Source organism: Streptomyces sp. YS-3 (assembly GCF_045257485.1).
GTDB lineage: Bacteria > Actinomycetota > Actinomycetes > Streptomycetales > Streptomycetaceae > Streptomyces.
Window position 1 is genome coordinate 1 of record NZ_JBJHPC010000905.1, and the last position, 1,866, is coordinate 1,866.

Here is a 1,866-nt window from a genome sequence, read left to right on the forward strand (position 1 = left end):
CTCCTGGAGAAGCTGGGCGCCCTGCCCGCCACTCCCCGCTCCTGGAGAAGCTGGGCGCCCTGCCCGCCACTCCCCGGGCCGTGCTGACCACCCCTCAGGTGCGGAACGCCGTCGCCGCCTCGCTCGACAGCGGCGAGATCTGGGACGAGGACGCGCTCGACGCCGACGAACTCGCCGAGACCGTCCTGACGCTGGTGCGGGACGCCGCGCTCGAACCCGGCGAGGAGCCGTGGCTCGGCGCGCTCGCCCTGCCCGACGAGGACGGCGAACTCGCCCCCGCGGGCGAACTCGTCCTGCCCGGCAGCCCCTTCGCCGCCGTCATCCGCCCCGGCGAACTCGCCGAGGTGGACGGCGGACTGGCGGCCCGCTGGGGCGAGCAGCCGCTCGCCGCGTGCGGGGTGCTGGCCACGTTCGCGCTGGTCCGCGCCACCGATGTGGTCCTCGACCCGGACGAACTGGAGCCCCGCGAGGGTGACTTCGCCGAGCCCGACGACGCCGGGCTGCTCGACGCGGTCGACGTGTGGTGCGAGGACGTCCTCGACCGGCTGCCGCACACGCCCGTGCCGCCGGTGGCCACCGAGATCGTCGCCGTGCGCGACCTCGACCTCGTCGACGACGACGCCTGGCCGCGGGCCCTCGCGCTGCTCGCGCAGCCCCCGCTGCGGGACGCGCTGACCCAGCCCGTCCGCATCCTGCTGCCGGACGGTACGACCGAGTCGGTCCGCCCGTACACGGCGTGGTGGCTGCGCGGCCACCCCGTCCTGGGCGGGCGCCGCCCGGCGGGCCTGCGCGCGGCCGGGTCCGACCCGCTGCTCGCCGGTCTGTACGAGTCCGCCGACGCGACCGGGTTCGACGACGAGCAGGTGCTGCGGGCGCTCGGGGTCCGTACGTCGGTGGCGGCGCTGCTCGACGAGCCCGGCGGCGCGGCCGAACTGCTGGCCCGCCTCGCGGACCCGGACCGCCCGGTCTCGGACGCGCAACTGCACGCCCTGTACACGGCGCTGGCCGACCTCGACCCCGAGCAGGTGACGCTCCCGGACGAGCTGCGGGCGGTGGTGGACGGGGAGGTACGGGTCGTGGACGCGGCGGACGCGCTGGTGGCGGACGCGCCGGATCTGCTGCCGCTGGCGTCCGGGGTGCCGCTGCTGCCGGTCGCCCCGGCGCGGGCGGCCGAGTTGGCGGAGCTGCTCCAGGTGCGGAGCCTGGGGGAGACCGCGTCGGCGGAGGTGACGAGCGTCGGGACCGAGCGGGCCGTCCCGGAGGCGGTCCGGGCCCTGCTCGGCCCCGGGGTGCCCTCGCACTACGTCGAGCACGAGGAGCTGCTGGCGGGCGGGGTCGAGCTGGACTGGCACCGGGCGCCGGACGGAACGGTGCACGCGGCGACGCTGGAGGGGGTCGCGGCGGGGCTGGCGTGGGCGGCGGGGCAGTGGCCGCGGCGGTTCGAGGTGGGGGCGCTGCTGGAGGACCCGTCCCGGACGGCCGAACTGGCCCGCGCCCGCTGGTTCGACTAGCCCCCGGCTGCCTTCTTTCGTCTGCGGACCGTGCTGGGTTGCTCGCGCAGTTCCCCGCGCCCCTGAGGSGKTYGSCSGCACCCRGAACAGCTGCCTCRGCCCCAGGCTTTTAGGGGCGCGGGGAACTGCGCGACCAGCCCACCACAACCCGCAGCCAAAAACCGGGCCCCTTCAGGGGCGCGGGGAACTGCGCGAGCAACCCACCACCGACCCGCAGACAAAGTCCCGGCCGAACAGGGGCGCGGGGAACTGCGCGACCAGCCACCCACAGCCCGCAGACGAACCCCCGGCCGAACAGGGGCGCGGGGAACTGCGCGGGCAACCCACCACCGACCCGCAGACGAACCCCCGGCCA

At 76.5% G+C, this 1,866-nt stretch carries 1 pseudogene; it reads left to right on the top strand.

Annotation, left to right across the window (positions count from 1 at the left end):
• Positions 1 to 1,511: pseudogene (locus ACJA3G_RS36130) on the top strand (molecular chaperone Hsp90); the annotation flags it as partial.
• Positions 1,512 to 1,866 lie beyond the last annotated feature (355 nt).